General features: G+C 74.1%; 19 protein-coding genes. 10 read left to right on the forward strand and 9 right to left on the reverse strand.

Going from position 1 to position 20,886, the window contains the following annotated elements:
• Window positions 1-118: 118 nt before the first annotated feature.
• Window positions 119-895, reverse strand: coding sequence for an alpha/beta fold hydrolase (locus NI17_RS05310; protein ID WP_068692011.1), 777 nt, complete (start codon window positions 893-895; stop codon window positions 119-121).
• 361 nt (window positions 896-1,256) lie between these two features.
• Here NI17_RS05310 and NI17_RS05315 point away from each other — a divergent pair, with 361 nt between their 5' ends.
• Entirely contained in the window at window positions 1,257-1,922 is a 666-nt protein-coding gene (locus NI17_RS05315) for an esterase/lipase family protein (protein WP_068692012.1), read from the forward strand.
• Between the two features lie 105 nt (window positions 1,923-2,027).
• On the forward strand, window positions 2,028-2,801 hold the full coding sequence (locus NI17_RS05320; protein WP_234401967.1) for a tyrosine-protein phosphatase: 774 nt from the start codon (window positions 2,028-2,030) through the stop codon (window positions 2,799-2,801).
• On the opposite strand, the gene NI17_RS05325 is transcribed toward NI17_RS05320, so the two are convergent.
• A complete protein-coding gene (locus tag NI17_RS05325) occupies window positions 2,755-4,248 on the reverse strand; it encodes an MFS transporter (RefSeq protein ID WP_068692015.1) in 1,494 nt (497 codons plus the stop codon). The genes NI17_RS05320 and NI17_RS05325 overlap by 47 nt on opposite strands.
• Before the next feature lie 230 nt (window positions 4,249-4,478).
• Between NI17_RS05325 and NI17_RS05330 the strand changes: the two genes are divergently transcribed.
• The gene (locus tag NI17_RS05330; protein ID WP_068692017.1) at window positions 4,479-4,973 is read left to right on the forward strand and encodes a YciE/YciF ferroxidase family protein; all 495 of its coding nucleotides are present in this window, start codon (window positions 4,479-4,481) and stop codon (window positions 4,971-4,973) included.
• A 74-nt stretch (window positions 4,974-5,047) separates the two neighbouring features.
• Here the strand turns inward: NI17_RS05330 and NI17_RS05335 are convergent, their stop codons facing one another.
• The 3 genes from NI17_RS05335 to NI17_RS05345 all read right to left on the reverse strand — a co-directional run bounded on the left by NI17_RS05335 (window position 5,048) and on the right by NI17_RS05345 (window position 6,669).
• The gene (locus NI17_RS05335; protein WP_068692019.1) at window positions 5,048-5,386 is read right to left on the reverse strand and encodes a DUF2795 domain-containing protein; all 339 of its coding nucleotides are present in this window, start codon (window positions 5,384-5,386) and stop codon (window positions 5,048-5,050) included.
• 40 nt (window positions 5,387-5,426) lie between these two features.
• A complete protein-coding gene (locus NI17_RS05340) occupies window positions 5,427-6,137 on the reverse strand; it encodes a DUF2267 domain-containing protein (protein ID WP_068692021.1) in 711 nt (236 codons plus the stop codon).
• Between the two features lie 130 nt (window positions 6,138-6,267).
• Entirely contained in the window at window positions 6,268-6,669 is a 402-nt protein-coding gene (locus NI17_RS05345; RefSeq protein WP_068692023.1) for a DUF2267 domain-containing protein, read from the reverse strand.
• Between the two features lie 332 nt (window positions 6,670-7,001).
• Between NI17_RS05345 and NI17_RS05350 the strand changes: the two genes are divergently transcribed.
• Window positions 7,002-7,631 carry a hypothetical protein gene (locus NI17_RS05350; RefSeq protein ID WP_119267517.1) on the forward strand — a complete coding sequence of 210 codons (630 nt, stop codon included), beginning with the start codon at window positions 7,002-7,004 and terminating at the stop codon, window positions 7,629-7,631.
• 144 nt (window positions 7,632-7,775) lie between these two features.
• The gene (locus tag NI17_RS05355) at window positions 7,776-8,843 is read left to right on the forward strand and encodes an NADH:flavin oxidoreductase/NADH oxidase (protein ID WP_068692089.1); all 1,068 of its coding nucleotides are present in this window, start codon (window positions 7,776-7,778) and stop codon (window positions 8,841-8,843) included.
• A gap of 67 nt (window positions 8,844-8,910) precedes the next feature.
• Here the strand turns inward: NI17_RS05355 and NI17_RS05360 are convergent, their stop codons facing one another.
• The gene (locus tag NI17_RS05360) at window positions 8,911-10,137 is read right to left on the reverse strand and encodes a hypothetical protein (protein ID WP_068692025.1); all 1,227 of its coding nucleotides are present in this window, start codon (window positions 10,135-10,137) and stop codon (window positions 8,911-8,913) included.
• 179 nt (window positions 10,138-10,316) lie between these two features.
• On the opposite strand from NI17_RS05360, the gene NI17_RS05365 reads away from it, so the two are divergent.
• The 5 genes from NI17_RS05365 (at window position 10,317) to NI17_RS05385 (ending at window position 17,783) form a co-directional block, all read left to right on the forward strand.
• Complete coding sequence (locus NI17_RS05365; RefSeq protein ID WP_243597624.1) at window positions 10,317-11,651, forward strand: SWIM zinc finger family protein; 1,335 nt, start codon at window positions 10,317-10,319, stop codon at window positions 11,649-11,651.
• Window positions 11,652-11,789: 138 nt separating this feature from the next.
• Window positions 11,790-13,274, forward strand: coding sequence for a DUF5691 domain-containing protein (locus tag NI17_RS05370; RefSeq protein ID WP_084012661.1), 1,485 nt, complete (start codon window positions 11,790-11,792; stop codon window positions 13,272-13,274).
• Complete coding sequence (locus tag NI17_RS05375) at window positions 13,271-14,365, forward strand: ATP-binding protein (protein WP_068692032.1); 1,095 nt, start codon at window positions 13,271-13,273, stop codon at window positions 14,363-14,365. Before NI17_RS05370 ends, NI17_RS05375 begins: the two co-directional genes overlap by 4 nt.
• A complete protein-coding gene (locus NI17_RS05380) occupies window positions 14,365-16,605 on the forward strand; it encodes a DUF5682 family protein (RefSeq protein WP_243597625.1) in 2,241 nt (746 codons plus the stop codon). Before NI17_RS05375 ends, NI17_RS05380 begins: the two co-directional genes overlap by 1 nt.
• A complete protein-coding gene (locus NI17_RS05385) occupies window positions 16,602-17,783 on the forward strand; it encodes a VWA domain-containing protein (protein ID WP_068692034.1) in 1,182 nt (393 codons plus the stop codon). The genes NI17_RS05380 and NI17_RS05385 overlap by 4 nt, the downstream gene beginning before the upstream one ends.
• Window positions 17,784-18,014: 231 nt before the next feature.
• Here NI17_RS05385 and NI17_RS05390 read toward each other — a convergent pair whose 3' ends face one another.
• From NI17_RS05390 to NI17_RS05400, 3 genes are all read right to left on the reverse strand, one after another.
• Window positions 18,015-18,737: a polyamine aminopropyltransferase gene (locus tag NI17_RS05390; protein WP_068692036.1), complete on the reverse strand. Its 723-nt coding sequence runs from the start codon at window positions 18,735-18,737 to the stop codon at window positions 18,015-18,017.
• A 130-nt stretch (window positions 18,738-18,867) separates the two neighbouring features.
• Window positions 18,868-20,073 carry a SpoIIE family protein phosphatase gene (locus NI17_RS05395; RefSeq protein WP_068692038.1) on the reverse strand — a complete coding sequence of 402 codons (1,206 nt, stop codon included), beginning with the start codon at window positions 20,071-20,073 and terminating at the stop codon, window positions 18,868-18,870.
• Entirely contained in the window at window positions 20,070-20,849 is a 780-nt protein-coding gene (locus NI17_RS05400) for an alpha/beta fold hydrolase (protein WP_324609966.1), read from the reverse strand. The genes NI17_RS05395 and NI17_RS05400 overlap by 4 nt, the downstream gene beginning before the upstream one ends.
• Between the last annotated feature and the right edge of the window lie 37 nt (window positions 20,850-20,886).

The raw sequence follows: 20,886 nt of genomic DNA on the forward strand, positions 1-20,886 counted from the left end.
GCGGGGTAAAGATTTTTTGCCTGTTCGCAGACAGTGTTTGTGCAGGTCCGCTTCAGGGGCAGGGGGTGGCCGCCCCGGGTGTTCCGGACGGCCCCGGTCGCCCGGAACACCCGGGAGGTCAGTCCGCCGCGGCGAGGAAGTCGACGACCGCCGGGGTGAACTCCGGGGCGCGCAGGGCCCCGAGATGGTCCCCCGCCACGACACGCAGGCGTGCGCCGGGGAGGGCCGCGCCGAGCACCTCGGGACGGGCCGCGAGCGGGTCGTCGGCCCCGACCAGCAGCAGGGTGGGCGCGGTGATCGCGTCCAGGGGGATGGGGGAGGAGTGCATCGAGCGGGTCTGGGCCAGCAGTGCCGTGCGGTCGGCGCCCACCATGTCGGCGAAGGCGCGGAAGGCCGCCGCCTGCTCGTCGGCGACCGACGCGGGGTCCTCCGCGGTGAACGCCTCCGTGAGTGCACCGCTGTCGAGGACGCGGGTGTCGACCCCGCCGAGTTCCACCACGGCCGCGCCCACACCCCCGATGACCATGCGCCGCACCCGTGAGTCCGCCACCGCGAGCAGCAGGCACACGACCGCGCCCATCGAGTACCCGACGACGTCCGCGCGGGCGACGCCGAGGAGGTCGAGCAGTCGGGAGGCGTCCTCGGCCATGCGGGCCTCGCCGTAGTAGGACGGGTCGTGCGGCTTGCTCGAGGCGCCGTGGCCGCGGGCGTCGATGGCGACGACACGGCGCCCGGCCGCGCGCAGCGCGTCCACCACACCCGGCCCCACCCAGTTCAGCTCCCCGTCGGCGATGAACCCGTGGTACAGCAGGACCGGGGGGAGCGCGGACTCCCGCTCCCAGTCCCACAGGCGGTAGGCGATCTCCACGCCGTCGGAGGAGGTGAAGGTGTGCATGCCGGGTTCTCCGATTCTGGTCGGGGCGGCGGCGCGGACGCGTCCCGCGCGCGGAGTGCGCCCGGCCCGCCGTTCTCGCGGTTCGCCGCAGGCGGTTCCAGAGTCGCACCGGAGCCGGCGGCAGGTCATCGGTGAAACCACCAGACCTGCACGCCCGGCATTGACGCGATCCGTCACCGGATGTGAGCTTTCTGTCACCGGAGGGTCTGTTGGCCGCCCGTACGGTCCGCACCCCGGCGGGCGGAGCGGTTTTTCCGTTCCCGAGAGGCCGGGCGGAGGTCGCCCGCGCACCCGGCGGGACTCTCCGGTGAACGGTCGACGCAACCACGGCACGCGCCGTGCTCCGGAAAAGAGGAAGCGAATGCGCAGGACAACGGCAGCGGTCCTGGGGCTGGCAGCCGCGCTCGCCGTCGCGGTGCCCGCCACCGCCCACGCCGACGGACGCGACCCGGTCGTCTTCGTCCACGGCTACGGCGGCAGCGGCTCCAACTGGGACTCGATGATCGAGGACTTCGTCGACGACGGGTGGGACCGCGACGAGCTGTACACCGTCACCTACGACGCCTCGGTCTCCAACACGGTGATCGCCGAACAGGTCGCCGACAAGGTCGACCAGGCGCTCGCCGAGACCGGCGCGGACAGGGCGGACATCGTCGCCCACTCCATGGGCAGCCTCTCCTCCCGCTGGTACGTCAGGTTCCTCGGCGGCCAGGACCGCGTCGACAACTGGATCTCCCTCGGTGGCCCCAACCGGGGATCGGTCGTGGAGCTGCCGTGCGTGCGGACCAGCCCCGCCTGCGCGGAGGTCGTCGTCGGCTCGCGGTTCCTGCAGATCCTCAACGGCGGGGACCCCACCCCCGGGAACGTGACCTACACGACCCTCCGCTCCCCGTGCGACCTCGTCGTCCTGCCCCACAGCAGCGTGACGCTGGAGGGCGCGGACAACCGGCTGACCCTGTGCGTCAGCCACACCTCGATGGTGACGAGCCCGACCGTCTCGGCGAGTGTGCGCAACGTGCTGTCGTGACGCGCGCGGCGCGGCCGTGCGGTCTTCGACCGGACCGAAGACCGCACGGCCGCAACGGCGAAAGCCCGGATTGTCCGGCCGCTGGGCATGGGCGAAGATGGCCGGGTGACCCAGACGAGCGAGACCCCCCAGCCCCGGTCCCCCGAATCCGCCCATCTCCCCTTCACCACCCTGATGAACTTCCGCGACGTGGGCGGAGCGCGCACCGCCGACGGCGGCAGAATCCGCACCGGGCGGCTCTACCGCAGCGCCACCCCCCAGTTCCTCGACGCGGCCGAGGCGCGCAGGCTCGTCCACGACATCGGCGTGCGCACCCGCATCGACCTGCGCGGCCGGACCGAGGCGAGCGAGGCGGACAGCCCCGCGCTCGCCGAGGCCGGAGTCGGGGTCGCCCACCTGCCGCTGTACGCGGGCGGACGCCGGATGGCCGACAGCCCGCCCAGGAGCAGCACCGCGATCGCCGCCCACTACCTGCGCTACCTGGAGCACGCCGCCGACTCGCTCACCCGGATGGTGCGCACCCTGGGCGAGCGTCCCCGCCTGCCCGCCCTGGTCCACTGCGCGGCCGGCAAGGACCGCACCGGAGCCGCGGTCGCGCTCGTGCTCGCGGCGGTCGGCGCCGACCGGGACGACATCGTGGCCGACTACGCGCGCACCGGCGCCCACCTCGACGCCATCCACGCCCAGCTGAGCGGGGTCCCCGCCTACCAGCAGCGGCTCGCGGCCATGCCGGAGGAGACCTTCAGCGCCTTCCCCGACACCATGGAGGTCTTCCTCGACCGGCTCGACGCCGACCACGGGGGTGCCCGCGGCTACCTGGTGGACCGCGGCGTCACGACGGAGGAGTTGCGGAGGCTGACGGACGCCCTGGTGGAGTAGCCGACCGCCGTGTCCGCTCGGCGCTCAGCGGGGCGGCGATGTCCTCCAGGGAACGGCGGGCCGCCTCGACACCGATGAGGATCTCCACGATCCCCGCGGCGATCATCAGTCCCGCGCCCAGGTAGTAGCCGAACGCCACCCGGCCCGCCTCGCCGCTGCCCACCAGGATCCCGAACAGGCCGGGGCCGAGGATGCCGCCCAGGGCGGTGCCCGTCGCGTAGAACAGGGCGATGGCCTGGGGGCGGGTCTCCATGGGGAAGATCTCGCTGACGGTCAGGTAGGCGGAGCTGGCGCCCGCGGAGGCGACGAAGAAGACCACGCACCAGCACACGGTCAGCGTGACGGCGGTCAGCAGCCCGTTCTGGAACAGAACTCCGGTGCCGACCAGCAGCAGTCCGGAGCCGATGTAGGTGCCCGCGATCATGGGTTTGCGGCCCACGGTGTCGAAGAGGGGCCCCAGCAGCACCGGACCGAGGAAGTTGCCCAGCGCCAGCGGAATGATGAACAGCGGCGCGAGTCCCGAGGGGACGCCGAAGAACACGGTCAGCACCAGCGCCTGGGTGAAGAACACCGCGTTGTACAGGAACGCCTGCCCCATGAACAGCGACAGGCCCAAAACGGTGCGCCGCGGGTAGGTGCGCACCATGGTGGCGGCGAGCTCCCGGAACGTGGTGGTGTCGCGCTGCCGCAGGGTCAGCACGCGGTTGGGGTCGATCGGGGGCAGCCGGTCGCGGTGGGTCTCGGCGGCGACCTCCTGCTCGATGCCGCGCACCACCTGTTCGGCCTCCTCCTCGCGGCCGTGGATGACCAGCCAGCGCGGGCTCTCCGGCACGACGCGCCGCACCACCAGGATGATCAGGCCCAGCGCGCCGCCGATCGCGAACGTCGCCCGCCAGCCGATGTCCTCGGGCAGGATCTCGGGATTGAGGAGCGGGTAGGCCATCGCCGCCCCGGCCGCGGCCCCCAGCCAGTACGACCCGTTGATGATGAGCGCGATCCGGCCGCGCAGCCGCGCCGGAACCATCTCGTCGATCGCCGAGTTGATCGCCGCGTACTCCCCGCCGACACCGAAGCCGGTGAAGAACCGGCACGCGTAGAACCACCACACGTTGGGCGAGAACGCGGTCAGCGCCGTGGCCGCCAGGTAGACGCCCAGGGTGACCAGGAAGATCCTGCGGCGGCCGTACCTCTCGGTCAGGTGGCCGAAGAACAGCGCCCCGGAGCAGGCGCCGATGATGTAGACCGACGCGGCGAAACCGACCTGCGCCTCGCTGATCTCCAGGCCGCTGCCCGGTTCGGTGATGCGCGAACCGATCGCGCCCACGATCGTGACCTCTAGACCGTCCAGAATCCACACGCTGCCCAGCCCGACCAGGACCAGCCAGTGCCAACGGGCCCAGGGCAGGCGGTCGAGCCGGGCGGGGATGTCGGTTGTGACGCTGCTCATGGCGCATCCCCCTGACCGGAACGCGCGAGGAGCAATCCCGGATTGACCGAGGAATTGTCCGACAGGGGGCTCCTCTTGGAGCGGTGCTCCGACCGCGGACGCGCCGGTGTGAGACGGTCCCGAAGAAACCGTAAAACTCAGGGCAAACGGGGTGGGTCCCACGGGGTGGGGGTAGTCGGCGACCCGTGCGAGTCCGTCCGACTCGTCCGACCACGCGACAAGGAGAGACAATGAGGCTGGAGAACCCGAGGGACCTGTTCGTCTACAACCTTTCGTCGATCTACACCGGCGAGAAGAAGATCGTCGAGATGCTGGACGAGGTGTCCGGCAAGGTCAACGACTCGACCCTGTCGCAGATGCTGCGCCACCACAGGGAGGAGACGCAGCAGCAGATCCAGAACCTGGACCAGTGCTTCCAGGCGATCGGTGAGTCGCCGCAGCAGGTCCCCTGCCCCGTGGTCGACGCGATCCACCAGGAGTTCCGCCAGTTCGCCGACATGAACCCGTCTCCCCAGGTGCTGACGATGTTCGCGCTGGCCGGGGCGGACAAGACCGAGCACTTCGAGATCGCCGCCTACCGGGGCCTGGTCAACAAGGCGATGCTCATGGGTGAGACCACGTGCATCCAGTTGCTGGAGACCAACCTCCTGCAGGAGGAGGAGACGGCGGGCAAGCTGGAGCGGTTCGCCAACGAACTGGGCCGCAAGGCGCTCGCGGCGACCTGACCCGGACGACCGCGGGGGCGGCGACCGCTCGGCGGTCACCGCCCCCGTGCTGTGCTGCCGTGCTCCGCGACCGGTCAGCTTCCCCGGTTCTCCCCGAGCTCCTCCTCGATGGGGGTGGGCGACGCCTCTCGCATGTGCTCGGCCAGTCCCGGCTTGCTCTGCCGGGCCTGCCTGCTCTGCTGGTCCTGCTCGGCCGGGGTCCGCTGCCGCGGCGCGGCGGGGTCGACGGGAATCGACCGCAGGATCTCGTCCTCGTTGGCGTAGTCGCCCAGCGGCAGCGCCCGCACCGCCTTCAGCGCCTCGGTCGAGGCAGCGTTGCGTTCGGCGCACGCCACGACCGCCTCCTTGCCGGCCGGGTAGTCGAGATCCGACAGGGCCCTGCGGACCTCGTCGGTGTCGTGCAGCAGCGCCATGGTGCCTCCTCGAATCTGTTCTCGCCGGTCGCGGTCTGGCTCAGCCGCCCGACCCCACCTCCGCGACCGCCCGGTCCACCCGTTCGGCCAGTTCGATGTCCTGGGTGGTCACCGCGCCCACCGACGCGGTCTGCACCGTGAACACGATGCCGTCGTCGGTGGTCTCGTGGTGGGGCGAGCTGTTCAGGTCCCGGCAGAGCCGGTCGACGCGGGCCAGCAGCGGCGGGATCCGGTCCTTGGGCAGCCGCACCGACCGGGTGAGGCGACGGGTGTCGCCCTCCCAGTCGGGTAGCCGCTCCCGGGCGGCGCTCAGGGTGGCCTCGTCGAGACGGGACGGTGCCCCGGTCGCTCCCGTGTCGGAGCGCCCCTGGGCCCCGACCGGGTCGCGGACCCACTCCGCGAGGTCCTCCGGCAGCGAGACGGCCAGGTCCTCGCCCAGGCCGGGCGAGGCCAGGGCGATCTCGGACAGCACCGTCCGGGTCAGCTGCAGTCCGTGTTCGGGCGGGCAGTGCAGGTCCTCTCCCACCCGTCGGGCCAGCGCACCGGAGTCGGTCGCAAAGGCGGCGCCGGTACCGCCGACGTTGTTCCGTAGCGATCTCGGCAGTTCCTGGCGCAGCTCCTCCCTGGCGCGCGGGACGAGGTGCGGGGACAGGGCGGCCACCACGGCGTGGACCGCGCGGCGCGCCTCCTCGGAGTCGGCGACCTCGTCGTGTGCGGCGACACGGTCGATGAGTTCCTGGTGTGCGATCAACGGTCGTCTCCTCTCCACGGCGGGTGGCGGACGTGTCCGGCCGAGCGTGTCCGGACCGGGACGACCGCGACGCCGGACGGACGGCTCCGCGGTCGTCGGCCGGTCCCGCCGCCGTCCGTCGGAGCGGTGCTCAGCCCGTGCTGCCGGCCAGGGTGAGCTGGCGCAGGTCGTCCGGCAGGCTGTGGCGGACCTTGTCCATGGTGCTGCCGGTGGTCGCCTCGTCGAGGATCTCGAAGACCACCCGCGCCATGTGCGCGGCCTTCGGGTCGTCGGTGTGCGCCCGGTCCCTGACGCGGGAGATGAACTCGTCCTGGCCGAACCGGCTCCCGTGTTCGGCCCCGGCCTGGGTGGTGATGCGTCGTACGTGCTCGCTGATCTCCCTGGGGAGCTGTGCGGCGAGGTCGTTGGCGAGGTCGGCGGGAATCCGCTCGGCGAGGGTCTCCAGTGTCGCCCTGGTCGCCGCCTCGGCCGCCCCCCTGCTGTCCAGCCGGGCCCGTGCCTGCACCTGTCCGATGAACGTGTCGTGCTGCATTGCTCTTCCTCCGTGTGCGCGTCGGAAGCGATGAGCCGTCCGCGCCGCGAACCCCCGTCCCACGGCGCGGACCGCCTGCCCTCCTTGGAGGCCCCTACCAAAAGCGCAGGTGAGTATGCGGCTCCGTGCGGCTTTTGGGGCGGGGCGGGCGGTGTGGTGGGGAGTGGGGCGATCGGCCGGTTCCGGTCGCGCGGGGCCGGAGTTGCCGTGCGGGCGCCGGAAGACGGAAGAATGGCCCGAATGCGGGGCGTTACGCGGCGGAGCCGCTGAGTGGCCCTTCCCGTCGCTCCCGTCCCGCGGTACCGACGTCGAGAACAAGAGAAGAAGCAGCGATGACGATTCCCCCCACCAGGAAGCGGCTGCGGCGGGCGGTCGCCGCGGCCGCCGCCGCGGCGACCGCGACCGCGCTGGGCGCGTGCGGCGGTCCCGACCTCAGCCAGTACCGGGCCGCAGCCGTGCCGGAGGAGGCCCCGGCGCTCGACGAGGGCATGCTGCCTCCGGAGCCCGCGGAGGGGGCACCGGTCGTCGAGCGGCTGGAGTGGAAGATCCTCCGGGCGACCGCCGAGTACGCCAGGGAGTTGCCCCTCGGCACCACCGCCGAGTGTCCCGAGATCGGCGACTCCCAGGACAGGGTGGAGGTCACCTGCACCGTCACCTACCGGGGCCTGGAGGTGCCGTGGAACGCGGAGGTCTCCAACGGCGGCTCCGTCACCACCTACAGCGCCGAGGCCGCGGAGGGGCGCGCGGTCGCCCGCGACGTCGTCGAGGACTGCGCCCGCCACAGGTCCGGTGCCGAGCACGTCCGTTGCGACATGGACGAGGTGGAGCTGATCGGCCCCGACTACGAGGACGGGGACATCCTCTGCGGCTGGGCCTCCGAGGACGGCCAGGGCAGCCTGAAGTTCGTGCCCTCCTCCGCTCCCGGCATGCGGGACGACTTCTGGCTGGCTCCGGTCGACTGACGGCGGGCGGGCGCGGCCCCGGTCCCCCGGAGCGGCACGGGTCGGCGGGCGTCCGGATGGGAGCGCTCCCACATTCGGCTGTTGTGGCGCATCTCACAGCGAGGAGGGGAATGCGGGAGCGCACCGCGTCGATTCGTGCTCTGTGTGAGCTTCCTCTTCGAACCGATCAAACTGCGCGACACCGTCATCCGCAACCGGGTGTGGGTCTCCCCGATGTGTCAGTACTCGGCCGTGGACGGAGTGCCCGACGACTGGCACCTGGTCCACCTCGGACAGTTCGCCACCGGCGGGGCCGGACTGGTGATGGCCGAGGCCACCGCCGTGGTCCCCGAGGGCCGGATCAGCCCCGCCGACACCGGGCTGTGGAACGACGAGCAGGTCGCCGCCTGGCGGCGGATCACCGACTTCCTGCGCGGCCACGGCGCGGTGCCCGCGATCCAGTTGGCGCACGCGGGCCGCAAGGCGTCCACGGCTCCCCCCTGGGAGGAGGAGCGCACGGTCCCCGAGTCGGAGGGCGGCTGGACCACGGTCAGTGCCACCGGCAGGCCGTTCGGTGGCCTCGCCGCACCGCGCGCGCTGACCACCGCGGAGATCGCCGAACTGCCCGGGCGCTTCGCCGCGGCCGCCCGCCGCGCCGAGGCCGCCGGATTCGACGTGGTGGAACTGCACTTCGCGCACGGCTACCTGGCCCACCAGTTCTACTCCCCCCTCGTCAACGACCGCACCGACGCCTACGGCGGCGGCTTCGACAACCGGGTGCGACTGCTGCTGGAGATCACCGAGGCGGTACGGGAGGTCTGGCCGCGGCAGCGCCCCCTGTTCGTGCGGCTCTCCGCCACCGACTGGGTCGACGGCGGCTGGACCTGCGACGACTCGGTGCGCCTGGCCCGACTGCTCGCCGAACGCGGCGTCGACCTCGTCGACACCTCCAGCGGCGGCGCGGTGCCGCGCGCCCCCATCCGGATCCGCCCCGGATACCAGGTGCCCTTCGCCCGGCGGATCAGAACCGAGGCCGACGTGCCGACCGGCGCGGTCGGCCTGATCACCGCGCCCGAGCAGGCCGAGGAGATCGTCGCCTCCGGCTCCGCCGACGCGGTGCTGCTGGGCCGCGCGCTGCTGCGCGACCCGCACTGGCCGCTGCGCGCCGCCGAGGCGCTGCGCGCGGGCGACGGCCTGTGGCCCCGACCGTACGAACGCGCCCGCCTCACCTAGAACGGGCGGTCCCGACGCGAGGGGCCCGAGTCCGCCCCGAGCGGACGGCCCTTTCGCGTCGGGACCCTCAAGGGGAGGCGAGTCTGCGGCAGGCGTCGCGGTCCTCGGGCAGCCCCACCCGGCGCAGCGCCAGGGCCGTGTTGCCGATCCGGCCGTCCCACAGCCGCTCGTTGGCGACGAGCGCGCGCAGGTAGGTCCGCTGCGCCTCGGTGAGGTCGTCCGGCGCCGCCGGAGCGGGCGGCGCAGCGGGGAAGGCGGCGCGCAGCAGCGGCCCCCAGTCGAAGGCGACGGTGAAGGGGTGGGCCACGGCGGCGACCGCGCACGCGGCGGGCAGCAGCCGGTCGAAGTCCGCGACCCGCGCCAGTGCCGCCTCGACCAGCACGAAACGGGGACCGTACCGCAGTCGCGGCGGCCGGTGGGTGAACCACGCGTCGGCGGCGGTCGGGTCGGTCAGCGCTGTCAGGATCTCCTCGGTGGCGTCGCAATCCCCGGCCAACGCCGGGGCGAGCGCGGCGCAGGCGCGCACCGCCGGGTCGGGATCGGACAGGAACTCCCCGGGAGCCTGACCCAGGTCGCCCAGCGCCAGCACGAGACAGGCCCGCTCGTCGCGGTCCCGGGCACGCCGCGCCGCGTCGGCGATCCGGGAGGCGAGGCGCTCGTCCGTGCTCCCGTCCCCGAGGAGCGCGGCCGTCGCGACCGCCGCGTGCGCGGCACTGGTACGCACCCGAGGGGCCGCGTCGTCCAGACACGCGAGGGCCGGTTCCAGGAGCGCTGGCGCGGCGGAGCGGATGTCGACGAGGGCACGGCTCATCAGCGCGCCGACGCACTCCGCCTCCTCCCTCCACACGCCCGCGTCCCGGGTGAGGACCGCCTCCAGCGCCGCGTCGAGCCGCGCCTGCTCCAGGCCGGGCGGGAAGGCCGCCGCCGCCAGTTCGTCGTCGGGGATGTCGGGCCGCCCGGCCTCGGCGACGGCGGCGAGGAAGTCCAGCAGCGCCGCCCGCAGCGGCCTGCGCGTCCCCGGAGCGACGGTGGCCGGGCCGCCCGCGAGGCGGGACAGGGACTCCTCGGCGAGCACACCGGCGACGACCCGGGCCGCCGGAGCCGTCGCCGGCCAGGGGGCGCCCTGGTGGATCACCGCGCTCCACAGGTGGTCCAGGGCCTGTCCGGTGGCGCCACCGTCGCCGTGGACCAGCGCGCGCAGGTGTGCGGGGGTGTCGTGGGCCGCGCCGTGGGCGTGGAAGAGCCGTGGCCAGTCGGCGTCGGCGACCGCGTCCCACCCGATCTCGTGGTTCATGGCCGCATTGTCCACGGCGCCACCGACAGACTCCGCACCGCCGCGGAAGCGGCCCCGCCGTTGCCCCGCCGCCTCCGCGGAGCCGGGAGACGGACGCCCGGCAGGGCGCTTCCGGAGGTTCCTCCCAGGTCGCCGCGGTGATCGCTGTTTTGTCACACCCCGCCCCTACTGTCCTTTCCGTGAGCGAACGATGGAGCACCAACGACGTCTGGGCCCTCGCCCCCGACGCCTCCTCCCGCAAGGCCGCGCAGAAGGTCGCCAAACCCGCCTCGTGGCCGAACCGGGGCTGGCGGGCGGCCGACCCGGGAACCGACGCTCCCGGAGGAGCCGAGGTGGTGTGGGGCGAGTGCAGGGGCAGCGGGTCCAAGCCCTACCAGGCCGCCGCGCACCTGACCGGTTCCGGTGCGCCCGCCTACCGGTGCAGCTGCCCCAGCCGCAAGACCCCCTGCAAGCACGTGCTCGCCCTGCTGTACCTGTGGGCCGAGGGCGAGGTCGCCGAGGACACGGGCCCCGCCTGGGTGGGGGAGTGGCTGACCAGGCGCGCCAGCGCGGCCGGACCCAGGACCGCCGGGGCCGCCAGGAAGACCCCGGCCGACCCCGAGGCCGCGGCCCGCCGCGCCCGCCTCCGCGAGGAGCGGGTGGCCGACGGCCTCGCCGAGCTGGAGACGTGGCTGCGCGACCAGGTCGGCGCCGGACTGGTCGACAGCCGCCAGAAGGGCTACGGGCAGTGGGACGCCGTGGCGGCGCGGCTCGTCGACGCCCAGGCCGGTCGGCTCGCCGAACAGGTGCGCGCCCTGGCCGGGGCCGCGGCCGGACCGGACTGGACCGACCGCCTCCTCACCGAGTACGCGCTGCTGCACCTGCTGTGCACCGGCTACCGCCGCCGTGACGAACTGCCCGAACCCGTGCGCGCCACGGTCCGCGCCCGGATCGGCTTCCCGCCGCCCGAGCCCGACCCCGCCGCGGCGGTCCGCGACCACTGGCACGTCCTGTGCCGCCACGACTTCGACGCCGACCGGGTGAGCGGCCGCCGGATCTGGCTGCGCGGCCGCGACTCCGGACGCACCGCCATGCTGCTGTCCTTCGCCGGGCCGGGACGCGGCCACGACGCCTCGATCCGGGTCGGCACCGTCCTCGACGCCGAGCTGGCCTTCCACACCGCCGAGAACCGCGCCGTGGTCACCGCCCGCCACGCCGAACACCGCGCGGCCCCTCCGCCCGGCGGCTCCGTCGCCGACGCCCTCGCCGACCACGCCCGCGCCCTGGCCGCCGACCCGTGGCTGGAGGCGTGGCCGGTGGTCCTCGCCGACGTCGTCTGCGCCCGCGACGGCGGCTGGTGGCTCACCGATCCGGCGGGTGAGTCCCTGCCGCTGCGGTCCACCACCGAGTCCGGCTGGCGGCTGTTCGGCGTCAGCGCGGGCCGCCCCGTCACCGTGGCGGGCGAGTGGACCCCCGACGGCCTGCGCCCGCTCACCGCGTGGGACGGACAGGGACGGATGGTCCCGGTGTCCTGACCGCCCCGCGCGGACGGCAACCACCGGCCCGCCGGTCCCGCCCGACACGTCCACGACGACGGTCCCGTGACGACCGACGGGACACCCGACACACGTGCGGTCACTCTGTGTGACTGTATGGATACGAAAGGAAAGCGCGTGACAGACACCGGTCCCTGGCACGACCTCGTGTCGACGGCGCTGGTGGGTACCGCCCGGCGCGCCGTGCCGCACACGCCCGGACTGCCCGAGGCGGCCGGCGACGACCCCGCGGCGGTCCTGCTCGACCGCGCGGCCCTGGCCGCCGTGCAGCGCCGCGCGGGCCACGTCCCCCGCCGGGTCGCCCCGCCGCCCGCGGCCCCGGCCGAGACCGCGCCCCACCTCCGCGCCGCGGCCGTCACCCGACTGAACTCCATCCTCACCGGCCCCCACCGCGACCTGCTCGCCGAATGGCTGGACCTCGCCGTCGCCACCGGCCGCCGCCTGCCGCCGGAACTGCTGCCCGCCCTGCTCGACCGCGGCCGCCACGAGACCGCGCTGCGCCCGGCCCTCGCCCGCCTCGGCGGCGAACGGGCCCGGTGGCTGGCCCGCCACAACCCCGCCTGGGCCTACCTCGACGACGCCGTCGAGACCGCCTTCGACCCCGAGGAGTGGAAGACCGGCACGGCCGGGCAGCGCCGCGCCCAACTGGCCGCGCTGCGCCGCACCGACCCCGCCGCGGCCCGCGACCTGCTCGCCGAGACGTGGCCGAACGAGCGGGCCGAGCAGCGGCTGCGACTCCTGGAGACCTTCCGGACCGGTCTGTCGCGCGAGGACGAGCCGTTCCTCGACACGGCGCTGGACGACCGCGCCTCCAGGGTGCGCGCCCTGGCCGCGACCCTGCTGGCGCAACTGCCCGACAGCGCCCACAGCCGCCGCCTCGCCGCGCACGCCGTCCGCCTGCTCCGCCGTCCCCGCCCCCGCCGGCCGGTCGAGATCACCCTGCCCGACCTCGCCGACACCGACCTCGCCGCGGCGCTCGGCGTCAGCCCCACCGACACCGCCGACCCCAAGGGTGACAAGCGCCGCGAACGCCTGTGGGCCCTGGTCTCCCACACGCCCCTGGAGACCTGGATCGGCCACCTCGGCGACACCCCGGTCGACGTCGTGGCCGCGACCGGGGACTGGGACCTGTGCTGCGCCCTGGCCAACGCCGCCGTGCTGCAACGCGACCGCGCATGGGCCCGGGCGCTCCTCACCCCCATGATGACCCGGCTCGTCAACCACCAGAACCCGCGGGCCAGCCGGGCGTCCGCGCTGCTGGCCCTGCTGGACGCCGAGGAGCAGTGCGCCTGGGTGCTGCGCTGGAGCGGCTCCCGGCCGACCGCGCAGCGGCTCCTCCCGCTCCTCGAACAGCTCGACTGCCGGTGGAGCGCGGATCTCGCCGCGACGGTGACCGAGGTGATCCTCGACCCGGAACGGACCACCATGTCGCTGCTGACGCGACTGTGCCACCACGCCGCCACCAGACTCGACCCCGCCCTGCACCGGCGCTTCGCCGAAGCCGCCGACCACCACCGCGACGACGACAACAACCAGGCCACCGTGGCCGACCTCGCGGGAACCCTGAAATTCCGCGACGACATGCGCAAGGAGCTGATGTGAGCACCCAGACCCCCGCCGTGCTGCGCCCGCACGCCGAGCAGGCCTACGCCGACGAACTCGCCGCCCTCGCCAAGGCCGACGACCGCCCCCGCCCGCCCGGCTGGAAACTGTCGCCCTGGGCCGTCACCCAGTACGTCCTCGGCACCACCCTCGACGACGGCACCGAGATCACCCCCAAGTACGTCGGCGCGCGCCGCGTGGTCGAGGTCGCCGTCGCCACCCTGGCCACCGACCGCGCCCTGCTGCTGCTCGGCGTGCCCGGCACCGCCAAGACCTGGCTGTCCGAACACCTCGCCGCCGCCGTCGCCGGAGACTCCACACTGCTGGTCCAGGGCACGGCGGGCACCGCCGAGGAGGCCGTGCGCTACGGCTGGAACTACGCCCGGCTGCTCGCCGAGGGCCCCTCGGAGCAGGCGCTGGTGCCCAGCCCGGTCATGACCGCCATGTCCGAGGGGCGCCTGGCCCGCGTCGAGGAGCTCACCCGCATCCCCTCCGACGTGCAGGACGCGCTGATCACCATCCTGTCGGAGAAGACCCTGCCGGTGCCCGAGCTCGGCATCGAGGTGCAGGCCCGGCGCGGCTTCAACATCATCGCCACCGCCAACGACCGCGACCGCGGCGTCAACGACCTGTCCAGCGCGCTGCGCCGCCGCTTCAACACCGTCGTGCTGCCGGTCCCGCAGACCGCCGACGACGAGGTCGAGATCGTCACCCGCCGCGTCGCCCAACTGGGCCGCAACCTCGACCTGCCCGAGGTGCCCGCCGGACTCACCGAGATCCGCCGGGTCGTCACCGTCTTCCGGGAACTGCGCAACGGCGTCACCGAGGACGGCCGCACCAAGGTCAAGTCCCCCAGCGGCACCCTCAGCACCGCCGAGGCGATCTCCGTCATCACCAACGGCATCGCCCTGGCCGCGCACTTCGGCGACGGCGTGCTGCGCCCCGGCGACGTCGCCGCCGGGATCAGCGGCGCGGTCGTGCAGGACCCGGTCTCCGACGGCGTGGTGTGGCGCGAGTACCTGGAGACCGTGGTGCGCGAACGCGACGACTGGGACGACTTCTACCGCGCCTGCCGGGAGGCGAGCCGCTGATGCCCAAGGTCGACACCGAACGCGTCCACGTCCTGGGCGTCCGCCACCACGGCCCCGGGTCGGCGCGCGCGGTCCGCGCGGAACTGGAGCGGCTGCGCCCCGACGCCGTGCTGATCGAGGGTCCCCCCGAGGCCGACGCGCTCACCGGGCTCGTCAACGGCCTGGAACCGCCGGTCGCGCTGCTCGCCTACGACCAGTCCGACCCGGCCCGCGCCGCGTTCTGGCCGTTCGCCGCCTTCTCCCCGGAGTGGCAGGCGCTGCGCCACGCCGCCGACCACGGCGCCGAGGTGCGTTTCTGCGACCTTCCGGCCGCCCACACCCTGGCCGGGGAGCAGGAGGCCCCCGAAGGGGAGCAGACGCGCGCCCGCGTCGACCCGCTCGGCGTGCTCGCCGAGGCCGCGGGCTACGACGACCCCGAACGCTGGTGGGACGACGTCGTGGAGCAGCGCGACGCCGACGGCCCGTCCCCGTTCCCCGCCATCGCCGAGGCGATGGCGGCGGTGCGCGCCGAACTCGCCCCCGAACCCGAGACCGAGCGCGAGGCCCGCCGCGAGGCGCACATGCGCCAGGTGCTGCGCGCCACCCTGCGCGCCGGACACCGGAAGGTGGCCGTGGTGTGCGGCGCCTGGCACGTGCCCGCCCTGCTGGACCTGCCCAGCGCCGCCTCCGACTCCCGCCTGCTGCGCGGCCTGCCCAAGACGAAGGTCGCCGCCACCTGGATTCCGTGGACGCACGGACGGCTCGCGGCCTCGGGCGGCTACCGCGCCGGGGTGCGCTCACCCGGCTGGTACCACCACCTGTTCACCGTGCCCGACCGGCCCGTGGAGCGGTGGCTGACCGAGGCGGCGCGGCGGCTGCGGGACAAGGACCAGCCGGTGTCGTCCTCCCACGTCATCGAGGCGGTGCGGCTGTGCGGGGGACTGGCCGCCCTGCGCGGCCGCCCCCTGGCGGGACTGGAGGAGATCGCCGAGGCCACCTCGGCGGTGCTGTGCGAGGGGTCGCAGGCGCGCGCCCGGCTCGTGCACGACGCCATGGCCCTGGGCGAGCGGCTCGGCGCGGTCCCGCCCACCACGCCCACGGTCCCGCTGCAACGCGACCTCGCCGCCCGGCAGAAGCGACTGCGCCTCAAACCCGAGGCGCTCGACCGGGACCTCACCCTCGACCTGCGCAGGGAACTCGACCGGGAACGCAGCGCCCTGCTGCACCGGCTGCGGCTGCTCGGCGTGCAATGGGGGCGGCCCCGCCACGACACCGTCCGCTCGCGCGGCACGTTCCGCGAGACCTGGACCCTGCGCTGGGAGCCCGAGGCCGACCTCGCGGTCATCGAGGCCAGCCGGTGGGGCACCACCGTCGCCGCGGCGACCGCGGCGCGCGTGCACGCCGACGCCGCCGACGCCGACCTGCCCACACTGACCCGGCTCATCGAGGACTGCCTGCTCGCCGACCTGCCCGACGCCGTCTCCGCCGTGGTGGCGCGGGTGTCGGAGCGGGCCGCCGAGGACGCCGACATCCAGCACCTGATGAAGGCGCTGCCCCCGCTGGCGCGCTCCTCCCGCTACGGCAGCGTCCGCCGCTTCGACGCCGACGCGCTGCGCGGCATCGCCGTGGAACTGCTGCGCCGCGTCTGCGTGGGGCTGGCCGCGGCGCTGGGCGGACTGGGCGAGGACGCCGCCGCCCCGATGGCCGCCGCCGTCGACGCCACCCACGGAGCGGCCGTCCTGCTCGGCGGCGACGCCGAGGACGAGTGGCTCGACGCCCTGGTCTCCCTGGCGCCCCGCGGCGCCGTCCCCGGCCGCGTCGCCGGACGGGTGCACCGCATCCTCCGCGACAGCGACCGCCTGGACGCCGACACCCTGCACATCCGGCTGAGCCAGATCGCCTCACCCGGCACCGCGCCCGAGCGCACCGCCGCCTGGATCGAGGGGTTTCTGTCGGGGAGCGGACTGCTGCTGGTGCACGACCCCGCGCTGCTCGATCTCGTCGACCGGTGGCTCACCGGCCTCGGCGAGCGCGCGTTCGTCGACGTGCTGCCGCTGCTGCGCCGCACCTTCGGCGGCTTCGCCGCACCCGAGCGCCGCGCCGTAGCCGACCGGGTGGCCCGGGCCGACGACGCCCCCGGCCGGTACGGCGACGGCGAGCAGCCGACCGACGCCGAACGGGCCGCTCCCGCCGTGGCCGCGGTCGCTGTGATCCTCGGCCTGCCCGCCCCGACCCCACCGCACGAAAGGCAACCGGTATGAACAACGACCTCGACGCGGCCGCGGCGAGCACGTCGGAGCGGACGCGGCGCTGGCGGCTGGTGCTCGGCGCCGAGGCCGACGCGGCCTGCGGCGGGCCGGGCGGCGACGACGCCCGCATGGACGCCGCACTGGCCGCCCTCTACGACAGCGGCGGGGAGGAGGGCGCACAGCGGTCGGCCGGACTCGGCTCCTCCGCGCCGAAGGTGGCGCGCTGGCTCGGCGACATCCGCCGCTACTTCCCGTCCACCGTCGTGCGGGTGATGCAGCACGACGCCATGCGGCGGCTGGGGCTGCGGCAGTTGCTGCTGGAACCGGAGATGATGGAGGCGGTCGAGCCCGACGTCCACCTCGTGGGCACTCTGCTGTCCCTGAAGGACGTCATGCCGCAGACCGCCCGCGAGTCGGCGCGCGTGGTGGTCCGCTCCGTGGTCGGGGAACTGGAGCGCAAGCTGGCCCAGCACACCCGCTCGGTGGTCCAGGGCGCGCTCGACCGCTCGGCGCGCACCACCCGTCCCCGGCGGGTCGCCGACATCGACTGGGACCGCACCATCCGCCGCAACCTCCAGCACTACCTGCCCGAACAGCGCACCGTCGTGCCGCAGACCCTGATCGGCTACGGGCGGCGCAGCCGGGGAGTGCAGCGCGACGTCGTCCTCGCCATCGACCAGAGCGGATCGATGGCCTCGTCGGTGGTGTACGCCAGCGTGTTCGGCGCGGTGCTGGGGTCGATGCGGACCCTGCGCACCTCCCTGGTGGTGTTCGACACCTCCGTCGTCGACCTCACCGAGCGGTTGAGCGACCCGGTCGAGGTGCTGTTCGGCACGCAACTCGGCGGCGGCACCGACATCAACCGGGCCGTCGCCTACTGCCAGGGGCTCCTCACCCGCCCCGCCGACTCGGTCTTCGTGCTGATCAGCGACCTGTACGAGGGCGGCATCCGCGAGGAGATGGTGCGCCGCGTGGCCGAGATGACCGCGGCCGGGGTGCAGGTGGTGGTGCTGCTCGCGCTCTCCGACGAGGGCGCGCCCGCCTACGACCGCGGCAACGCCGCGGCCCTGGCCGCGCTGGGGGTGCCCGCGTTCGCCTGCACGCCCGACATGTTCCCGGACCTGATGGCCGCGGCCATCCAGGGGCGGCCGCTCACCGCCTGGGCGGAGCGGTACGGGGACCTCTCGTAGGAGGCTTCCGGCGGGTCGTCTCCGGGGACGGGGGTCCGTGGTGCGGGACACCTCCCCAGCGCGGGGAGGCGCGGGCGGACGTGGCACCGGGAGCGCCGTGACCGCCCACCGCCCCACCCGTGCTCACCCGCCCCGGGCGCCCGCCTGGAACGCCGCGCCCCCTCCCCGACTCTCCGGCACCGGTTGCGAGGCCCCGGGGCCGGGCGGTTCGCGGCGCGGACCGCCGGCGCCTCAGGCGGCCGTGTTCCGCGCGAGGTAGACCGTGTTGGCGGACTCGCGGTCCTGGAGGGGGTTGGGGAAGACGACGGTGTGCGCCCGCACGTCGGTGAAGACCTCCTCCAGCACCGCGGTGAAGTCCGCGTCGGGCGGGTCGTTGGACCACAGGGCGAAGACTCCGCCCGGGTGGAGGTGGTCGGCGAGCCGCCGCAACCCGGCGGCCTCGTAGAAGGCCGCGTGGCCGGGGGAGAGCAGGTGCCGCGGCGAGTGGTCGATGTCGACGACGGCGGCGTGGAAGCGCCGGTGCGGGACGTCGGGGTCGAAGCCCTCGGGAGAGGCGGCCAGCGCGAAGAAGTCACCGCGGACCAGGCGGCAGCGGGGATCGGCCGCCAGCGCGGCGCCCTCCGGCACCAGGCCGCGTTCGGTCCACTCGATCACCTCGCCGAGCGCCTCCACCACGACCAGCGACTCCACCCTCGACTCCGTCAACACCGTGCGCGCGGTGTAGCCGAGCCCGAGCCCGCCCACGACCACGTCGAGGCGCGGCTGTGGCAGCTCGGCCAAGGCCAGCCGCGCGACCTCCACCTCCGCCTTCGTGAACAGGCTGGACATCAGGAACTCGTCGTCGAGTTTGACCTCGTAGGCGTACTCGCCGAAGACCGGGTCCCAGCGGCGGCGCAGACTGATCTCCCCCATCGGGGTCGGCCGCCAGTCGAGTTCCTGGAAACGAGCACTCATGTGCGATCCTCCGTTGCGTGGGCGACGCAGTCGAGCATTCCACGTTCCGGGCGGCAGACACCCGGAACCGGGACACGGCCCGCCGGGAGCGCGCCGGGGACCTCGCCCGGACGCCGGTCGGGACGGGTCCTCAGCGCGCGGGGACGCCGAGCGCCAGCACCGCGGTGTCGTCGTCCAGGCCGTCGCCGAAGTCCGCCAGCAGGTCCCGCACCGCGGCGACGGTCGAGGACGCGGTGGCGGGGGCCGTCGCGGCGGCGAAGTCGCGCAGGGCCTCCTCGCCGTAGCGGTTCCGGTCGGAGTCCACGCGTGCCTCGGTGAGCCCGTCGGTGTAGAGCAGCAGGGTGTCCCCCGGAGCCAGGTGCGCGGTGGCGGTGCCGAAGTGGGCGTCGGGCAGGATGCCGACGACCAGTCCGCCGGGGGTGTGCCGGTACTCGGCGGTCCCGTCGGCGCGCAGCAGCAGGGCGGGCGGGTGGCCGCCGCTGGCGAGGACGAGGTCCCAGCCGTCGCCGGTGAGGGTGAGCAGACCGAACACGACGGTGCAGTAGCGCGGGTCGCCGTCGCGGTACTGCTGTTCGAGGACGGTGTTGAGGTTGCCCAGCACGGCGGTGGGCGTCGGGTCGGAGACGGTCGCGGAGCGCAGGGCGTAGCGGGCCAGGGAGGTCACGGCCGCGGCCTCGACGCCCTTGCCGACCACGTCGCCGAGGAAGAAGCCCCACCGGCCGTCGGAGACGGGGAACAGGTCGTAGAAGTCGCCGCCCACCTGGTCGGGGGAGGCGATGTGGTAGTGCGCGGCGGTCTGCAGGCCCGGCACCGTCGGCAGCGCCGGGGGGAGCAGGGTCTGCTGCAGGGTGGCGGCCAGGCGCTGCAGGCGTTCGCGTTCCCGCTCGGCCTCCCTGCGGGCGCGCAGCAGTTCCCTTTCGTAGGCGCGGCGGTCGCGGGCGTCGAAGACGGTGGTGCGGACCAGCAGGGGACTGCCGTCGGCGTCGGCGCGGACCGTGGAGGTGACCAGTACCGGCAGTCGGTCCCCGGCCGCGGTCCGCAGGTCGAGGGCGATGCCGCCCACCTCGCCCTGCATGCGCAGCAGCGGGGCGAAATGGGTCTCGTGGTAGATCCTGCCGCCGACGGTGAGCAGGTCGGTGAAGGAGTGGCGGCCGACCAGTTCCTCCCGGGTACGGCCGAGCCAGGTCAGCAGGGTCGTGTTGATCTTGACGATCGTGCCGTCCGGGGTCGTGGACAGGTAGCCGCACGGGGCGTTCTCGTACAGGTCCTCGGCACTGTCCTCCAGCAGCGCGGACAGGTCCAGCCGTCCCGTGCCGTGCGTGACGTGCGCCGTCACAGGACTTCGGCCACGAAGGAGGCGATCGCCCGGGCGGTGGGCTCCGGGGCGCTCAACTGCGGGCAGTGCCCGGTGGCGTCCAGGGTCACCAGTCGGCTGCCGGGGATGCTGGCGTGGACGAACGCGCCCACCTCCGGCGGGGCGAGCACGTCCTGGGCGCACTCGACCACCAGGGTCGGCGCGGTGACCCCCGGCAGGTCCTCCCGGTTGTCGGAGCGGAAGGTGGCGTGCGCGAAGACCCGCGCGATCTCCGGGTCGGTGCGGCAGAAGCTGCTGGTCAGCTCCTCCTCCAGTTCGGGGCGGTCCGGAGTGCCCATGATCATCGGAGCCGTGGCCGCCGACCAGCCGAGGTAGTTGCTGTCCAGCGACTCCAGCAGTTCGTCGATGTCGGCCTCGCTGAACCCGCCCCGGTAGCCGTCGTCGTCGGTGTAGCGCGGCGACGGGGTGAGCAGGACCAGTCCGGCGAAGCGCTCCGGTTCCCGCAGCGCCGCCAGGACCCCGACCATGGCGCTCACCGAGTGGCCCACGAGGACCACCCGGCGCAGGTCGAGCTCCCGGCAGATCTCCAGGACGTCGTCGGCGTAGCCGTCCAGCGACGAGTACCGCTGCCTGCTCCACGCCGACAGGTCGGAGTCGCCCGCGCCCACGTAGTCGAACAGCACCACGCGGGCGTTCTCGGCGAGCGCCGGCGCCACCAGGCGCCACATGTTCTGGTCGCAGCCGAACCCGTGCGCGAGCATCACCACCGGCCCGTCCTCGCGTCCGGTGATCGTCACGTTGTTTCTTGTGCGTACGTCCAAGTCGCGCAGCCCT

The organism is Thermobifida halotolerans (assembly GCF_003574835.2).
Lineage (GTDB): Bacteria > Actinomycetota > Actinomycetes > Streptosporangiales > Streptosporangiaceae > Thermobifida > Thermobifida halotolerans.